We start from the raw sequence: 6,869 nt of genomic DNA on the forward strand, positions 1-6,869 counted from the left end.
GCCAACCTGCGACGACGGATGCGCGCCGAGGTGGGCGTCGGCCCGGACAGTTACCGGCGCACTTTCCGGTCCGGAAGGGCTACGGTCGGGGAAGGCACCCGGATGGAGCAGGCGATGCTGCGGATCTTGATCTTTCTGGTGGTCAAACACGCGGGTCGCGCGTCCGGCCGCCGGAACTAGTGCGAATATGTGGACATGAAGGCACGTGTTCTCGTGGTCGACGACGACCCCGCCCTCGCGGAGATGCTCACCATCGTGCTCCGTGGGGAGGGGTTCGACACGGCTGTGGTCGCCGACGGTTCGCGCGCGCTGCCCGCGCTGCGCGAACTGAAGCCCGACCTCGTCCTGCTCGACCTGATGCTGCCCGGGATGAACGGGATCGACGTCTGCAAGGCGATCCGCGCCGAGTCCGGGGTGCCGATCGTCATGCTCACCGCCAAGAGCGACACCGTCGACATCGTCCTCGGCCTCGAGTCCGGCGCGGACGACTACGTCGTGAAGCCGTTCAAGCCGAAGGAACTGGTCGCACGGGTCCGGGCCCGGATGCGCCGCACCGAAGCCGAGCCGGCGGAGTCGCTCACGATCGGGGACCTGGCCATCGACGTGCCCGGCCACGAGGTCACGCGTGAGGGCAAGGCCATCCCGCTGACCCCGCTGGAGTTCGACCTGCTGGTGGCGCTGGCCCGCAAGCCGCGCCAGGTGTTCACCCGCGAGGTGCTGCTCGAGCAGGTGTGGGGCTACCGGCACGCGGCGGACACCCGCCTGGTGAACGTCCACGTCCAGCGGCTGCGCTCCAAGGTGGAGAAGGACCCTGAACACCCCGAGGTGGTGTTGACCGTTCGCGGTGTCGGGTACAAGGCCGGCCCGCCGTGATGAGTCGATGAGCACGGAGACCCCGAGACGGCTCCCCGCGTTCGCGCGTTCGACGGCACGCCTGGTGCGGCGTGTCGTCGTTTTCGCGCGCCGTCGGGCGGTCGCGTTCAACGAGCTGTGGAAGCACTCGCTGCAGTTCCGCGTCACGGTGTCGACGCTCGCGCTGTCCTCGGCCGTGGTCTTCGTGCTCGGCATGGTCCTGCAGAACCAGATCACCGAGCGCCTGCTGGACACCAAGCGCGAAGCCGCCATCGCGCAGACCCGCGCCGCCGCCGACACCGCCGCCGGTGAGCTGGTCGGTCTCGGCGGCGAGACGGACGAGGCGATGAGCAACCGCCTCCAGAACGCGCTGAAGAAGATCGCGATCACGCCGACCAGCCAGGACGCGGCCGGCTCGGCGGCGGGCACCTTCGTCCCGGTGCTCGCCAGCGGCGGCCACGACCAGTCCGGCGACGAGCCCTCGTCCGCCGGGCCGTTCTCGAACGTCCCGCCGCGGTTGCGCCAGTTCGTCGAAGCCAACGAGATGAGCTGGCTCGAGCACACGGTCAGCGACACCGACGGCGGGCGCACGACGTACCTGATCGTCGGCACGCCACTCAACACCGTCGCCAGCCCGCTGCAGCTCTACCTGCTGTTCCCGCTGACGACCGAGCAGAACACCGTCGCCACCGTGCAGAACACGCTGCTCGTCGGCGGGCTCGTGCTGCTGCTCCTGCTCGCCGGCATCACGAACCTGGTGACCCGGCAGGTGGTCCGCCCGGTCCGGCAGGCCGCCGCGGCGGCCGAGCAGTTCGCCGGGGGCGACCTCGACCAGCGCCTCACCGTGCTCGGCGAGGACGACCTGGCGAAGCTCGCGGTGTCCTACAACGGGATGGCCGCGAGCATCCAGCGCCAGATCCGCCAGCTCGAGGACTTCGGCGGGCTGCAGCGCCGGTTCACCTCCGACGTCTCGCACGAGCTGCGCACGCCGCTGACCACCGTCCGGATGGCCGCGGACGTGCTGCACGCGTCCCGCGAGCAGTTCCCGGCCGGGCTCGCGCGCTCGACCGAGCTGCTGGTCGACGAGCTCGACCGGTTCGAGTCGCTGCTCGGCGACCTGCTGGAGATCAGCAGGCTCGACGCCGGCGTCGAGGACCTGTCCGCGGAGTTCATCGACGTCCGCCCGATCGCCACCCGCGCGGTCGAGCAGGTACGGGTGATCGCCGGCAACGCGGGCAGCTCGGTGGAGCTCGTGCTGCCCGACGAGGAAGTCATCGCGGAGGTCGACGCCCGCCGCGTCGAGCGGATCCTGCGCAACCTGCTGGGCAACGCCGTAGACCACAGCGAAGGCCGGCCGGTGGTGCTCACCGTCGGGGCCAACGAGACCGCGGTCGCGGTGACCGTCCGGGACCACGGCGTCGGCCTGCGGCCCGGCGAGGCCGACCTGGTGTTCAACCGGTTCTGGCGCGCCGACCCGTCGCGCAACCGGCGCACCGGCGGCACCGGGCTCGGCCTGGCGATCAGCCTGGAGGACGCGCGCCTGCACGGCGGCGAGCTCGACGCGTGGGGCGAACTCGGCGATGGCGCGTGCTTCCGGCTCGTGCTGCCGCGCCGCCAGGAGGTGCCCGCCGGCGACCCGCCGCTGGCGCTGCCGCCGCCCGACCGCGTCGCCGCCGAGGTGCCCATCGGGCTGATCGACATCACGCCGGCGCCCGAGGCGATCTTCGCCGAACGTGAGGAAATCGGTCAGTGAAACGACAGGCTGTTCGGAAGCCCCGGGCGCGGCTTCGGTTGCCCCGCTTGGTGTTCGCGGTGCTGTGCGTGGTGCTGGTCGCCGGCTGCGCCAACGTGCCGCTGGAGTCCCAGCCCGTGGTCGTCTCCGGTGAGCGCCAGGGCCAGGGCTCGGGCGACGTCGTCCCGGAGCCGAAGCCGGACAGCGACCCGCTGACCCTCGTGCGCGACTTCGTCGGCGCGACCCTCAAGCCGGGCCAGAACAACGCGGCCGCCCGCGCCTACCTGGACGAGCAGGGCCGGGCGAACTGGCGGCCGAGCCGCAGCCTGACGATCATCCAGGACACCTTCGGCACGGTCTACGACCCGTCCCCGCAGCCCGACCCGAACACCCTCGTCGTCAACGTGCGCGGGATCGACGTCGGCACGCTCGACCAGAACAGCGCGTTCGTGCCGGACTACAGCCCGGCGGCGCTCAAGGTGAAGGTCCGCAAGCAGGCGAACGGCCAGTGGCGGATCGTCGACCCGCCGCCCGACCTGTACGCGACCGAGTCCGACTTCAGCGAGAACTACACCGCGGTGCCGGTGAACTTCTACTCGGAGCAGTCGGCCACCTTCGTCCCCGACCGGCGCTACGTCGTCGCGAAGCCGCAGTCGGGGTTGCCGAGCCGGGTGATGTACCTGCTGGTCCACGGGCCGTCGACGAGCCTGGCCGGGTCGGTGAAGAACCTGCTCGGCGAACCGGTCGAGATCGACACGAACGTCAAGAGCCTCGACGACGGGACGCTGCTGGTCCCGCTGACCGGGCTGTCCGGCGTCGCCGACGACATCCGGCACCTGATCGCGGCGCAGATCGTCCTCACGCTGCAGTACGTGACGTCGGCGCGGATCCGGATCCTCGCCGACGGCGCCCCGCTGGTCGCGAACCACCCGGACTGGCGGTCGAACGAACTGCCCGCGTACGGCGCTTCGCTGTCGCCGAGCCTGGAGCTGAAGGGCCTGATGACGGTCGACGGCCGGGTGCGGTCGCTGGGCGACGGCGCCCCGGTCGGGGGCCCGGCGGGCAACGGCGGCTACGACGTCGTGAACGCGGCCCAGTCGATCGACGGCAAGCGCCTGGCGGTGGTGGACCGCGACGGCCCCAAGGTGCGGCTGCGGATCGGCGACCTAGGCCACGACCTCCCGCCGGCCGGCCTGGGCGGGACCACGCTGAGCCGCCCGACGTGGCGGCCGGGCACCGGCGAGGTGTGGACGGTGGTCGACCAGGTGTCGGTCGCCCGGATGGTCATGAGCCCGACCAATCAGTGGACCCCGCTGCAGGTCAACGCGACGGACCTGACCCAGCAGGGCGACGTCACGGAGCTGCGGTTCTCCCGCGACGGCGCCCGCGTGGCAGCGGTGGTGAACGGGCTGCTGTGGGTGGCTTCGGTGGTCGGTGCGGGCGATTCGGTGGCGCTGCGCGAGCCGAGGTTGCTGCAGCCGCACGACCTCCAGAACGTGGTCGACGTGGACTGGCTGACCCAGGACACGCTGGTGGCGGTGACGAAGTCGACGTCGCAGCCGGTGATCCGCGTGACGGTGGACGGCCAGCGGATGGACGCGTTCAACAGCTCCAACCTGACCCCCCAGGTCCACGGCGTGACGGCGGCCCCCGGCCGTCCGATCGTGGTGGCGGACGCGAGCGGCCTGTGGACGGCGTCGGTGCTGGGCGAGGTGTGGCGGCCGCACGACCACTCGATGAAGGACGCGGATCCGTTCTACCCGGGCTGAGCCGGCGAAAACTGTCGGTGGTGACGGGGACACTGTCCGTGTGCTGCTACTCGACTTGCTGATCCCCGCCCGGTGCGCCGGCTGCGGGGCCCGCGGGGCGCCGTGCTGCGCCCGATGCGCGGGGGTGTGGGGTTCGGTGTCCGAGGTCGTCCGCGCCCCGGTGACAGGCGTGGCGAGGGTGTTCGCGCTGGCCAGGTACCGAGGTGTGGCGCGGCGATTGCTGATCGCCTATAAGGAGCGCGGGCGCCGGGATCTGGCGGCGTCGCTGGGGCGGGCCTTGGCGGAGGCGCTGGTGGTGCTGCCGCTCCGGAGGGCTTCGGTGGCGGGCGTGGGTGCCGGTCCGGCTCGATCGGAGTTCCCTGGACCGGCCCTGGGGGGTGCCGGGCCCACGGGCTCGGGTTGCTGGGATCCGAGGCTCGGCTTTCCCGATTCGCGTCTCGGCGGCTCCGGTGCCCCGGGCCCGAGCTTCCCCGCCCCGGCCCTCGGAGGCCCCTCGTCGCCACCTGGACGGCGGCCGAAGGGCCCGCCCGCCACCGCGGCGAACGGGTCGCGCTTCGCACGAGAAGCCGGAACCGCTTCCGCGGCCCGGGCGATCTGCCTGGTTCCGGCGCCGAGCCGCCGATCGGCGTCCCGGGTTCGCGGCGGTCCCCACGTCGAGCGCCTGGCCGACGCGGCGGCGAGCGTCCTGGCGGGCTGGGGTTTCGACGTCGCGGTCGCCCCGGCGCTGGAACTGGCCGGCGGCGCGCGCGACGCGGTCGGCCTGGATCGCGCGGAACGGGTGGCCAACCTCGCCGGCCGGTTGCGGTTCCGCGAAGCGGGGCGCCCGCCGCCGGGATTCCCGGTAGTGGTGCTGGACGACGTCATCACCACCGGAGCCACGGCGGCCGCCTGCGTGCGAGCGTTGGAAGGGGAGGGGATCGAGGTGGCCGCGGTTCTGACGCTGCTCGCAGCCGGGTGAGCCGCGTGATCCGGCGCGGGCGCGCACCGGAGCCGTCGGCCGTGTCAGCCGGGGCCGACCGCGACGGCCGGGGGCCGACCGCGACGGCTCCGGCCGGCCGAAGCCGACGAAGCGTCCTCCGGCCAGGAAAACCGGGGTCCACAACCGCACCGCCTCACGGACACCGCACACACCCTCGCCGGACAACCCGCACGTAAAGCGACCGCTCCGACCGCGTCCACCACCGCAAACGCCCCCGAACGGCAGCGCACACCGCGCCTCACCCCGCACGCGGGTGACCCCCATGTCACCTACACGAGTGACATCCGACGGGAACGCAAGCTGCCCCGCGGCCGTTGTCCGGGCATGAGGGTGTCGATCATCAACACTCGGCCGCCGCACCACTCCACCGGGGTGGCGGCTGCGGCGGACCTGGCCGTCACCCTCGGCGTCCACCAGCCGGCAGCGGTGCGCCGTCCGTGTGAACCCACGGCGAACGCACCGCGTCCGACCAGCGGGTGTTTTCGGCTGTTCACCCTCCGCTCACTGCGCGGGGTGACGGAGTCTCATTCCTCGACATCCCCCGGCTCGGGGGCTGTTGCAACGGGCGTGAGGAAGCTAACGTGCTCCGCTATCAGCAATCCCCGCAGGCAGGGAGGTGACGAGCCCATGTCCCTGGCGCCGGAGGTGCGCTGAGTCCGCGCTCGGGTTCCCGGCACGAGACGTCGTGAACCGTTCCCGAGTTCCTTCTCAGCCCGCGATCCGGGCTTCCGTCCCCGCTACACCGGCGCCGTGTGTGAACTCAACAGCTCGCAGTCATCTCAGCGAGGGAGGTCGTGTATGGACATCGTCGTTAAGGGCCGCAACGTAGAGGTGCCCGAGCACTATCGGGCACTCGTCAGCGAAAAGCTGGCCCGCCTCGAGCGCTACGACAGGAAAGTCATCCGGTACGACGTGGAGCTGTTCCACGAACCCAATCGGCGCCAGGCCAAGAGCTGCCAGCGCGTCGAAATCACCGGAAAGGGGCGAGGACCGGCCGTACGCGCTGAAGCGTGTGCCGCCGACTTCTACGCAGCGCTCGATTCCGCAGTCACCAAGCTGGAAAACCGGCTGCGGAGGACACACGACCGGAGGCGCGTTCACTACGGGCGCAGCCGCCCGGAATCGGTCGCCGAAGCGACCTCGGCCCTGCCGGGTGGTGGATCCCCGGCCGCAGCCAGTCCCGCCGCGACTACCGCGGTGTTGGAAGCACCCGAAGCCGAGCCGCAGACGAACGGTTTCGCGGTCGCCGGAGAGATCCACCTGCCCCAGCAGCAGAGCTGGGCCGACGACGACCTGGGTCACCAGCCCGGTCGCGTCGTTCGCGAGAAGCAGCACACCGCGGAGCCCATGACGGTGGACCAGGCTCTCTACGAGATGGAGCTGGTCGGCCACGACTTCTACCTCTTCAACGACTCGGAGGCGGGCCGGCCCAGCGTGGTCTACCGGCGGAAAGGCTTCGACTACGGCGTGATCCGGCTCGGCTGAGCCGGTCTTAAGGAGGCCTGCCGGATGGCCCGCACGCGGCTCGCGTGCGGGC

Annotated in this window: 5 protein-coding genes and 1 pseudogene; all 6 read left to right on the top strand. The window is 71.6% G+C overall.

Going from position 1 to position 6,869, the window contains the following annotated elements; translation table 11 throughout:
* Positions 1-180, top strand: a pseudogene (locus ABZ342_RS48615) (hypothetical protein); the annotation flags it as partial.
* A gap of 15 nt (positions 181-195) precedes the next feature.
* A complete protein-coding gene (gene mtrA / locus ABZ342_RS48620; RefSeq protein WP_005150760.1) occupies positions 196-873 on the top strand; it encodes an MtrAB system response regulator MtrA in 678 nt (225 codons plus the stop codon).
* 7 nt (positions 874-880) lie between these two features.
* Positions 881-2,605, top strand: coding sequence for an MtrAB system histidine kinase MtrB (mtrB, locus tag ABZ342_RS48625; RefSeq protein ID WP_155541102.1), 1,725 nt, complete (start codon positions 881-883; stop codon positions 2,603-2,605).
* A gap of 38 nt (positions 2,606-2,643) precedes the next feature.
* Entirely contained in the window at positions 2,644-4,353 is a 1,710-nt protein-coding gene (locus ABZ342_RS48630; protein ID WP_360488828.1) for an LpqB family beta-propeller domain-containing protein, read from the top strand.
* A gap of 217 nt (positions 4,354-4,570) precedes the next feature.
* Complete coding sequence (locus ABZ342_RS48635) at positions 4,571-5,311, top strand: ComF family protein (RefSeq protein WP_360488831.1); 741 nt, start codon at positions 4,571-4,573, stop codon at positions 5,309-5,311.
* An 819-nt stretch (positions 5,312-6,130) separates the two neighbouring features.
* On the top strand, positions 6,131-6,817 hold the full coding sequence (raiA, locus tag ABZ342_RS48640; RefSeq protein WP_155541105.1) for a ribosome-associated translation inhibitor RaiA: 687 nt from the start codon (positions 6,131-6,133) through the stop codon (positions 6,815-6,817).
* Positions 6,818-6,869 lie beyond the last annotated feature (52 nt).

The organism is Amycolatopsis sp. NPDC005961 (genome assembly GCF_040629235.1).
Classification (GTDB): Bacteria; Actinomycetota; Actinomycetes; order Mycobacteriales; family Pseudonocardiaceae; genus Amycolatopsis; species Amycolatopsis camponoti.

Coding starts and splice junctions, on each gene's coding strand:
- mtrA (WP_005150760.1), top strand. CDS start 196: ATGAAGGCACGTGTTCTCGTGGTCGACGACGACCCCGCCCTCGCGGAG.
- mtrB (WP_155541102.1), top strand. CDS start 881: ATGAGCACGGAGACCCCGAGACGGCTCCCCGCGTTCGCGCGTTCGACG.
- raiA (WP_155541105.1), top strand. CDS start 6,131: ATGGACATCGTCGTTAAGGGCCGCAACGTAGAGGTGCCCGAGCACTAT.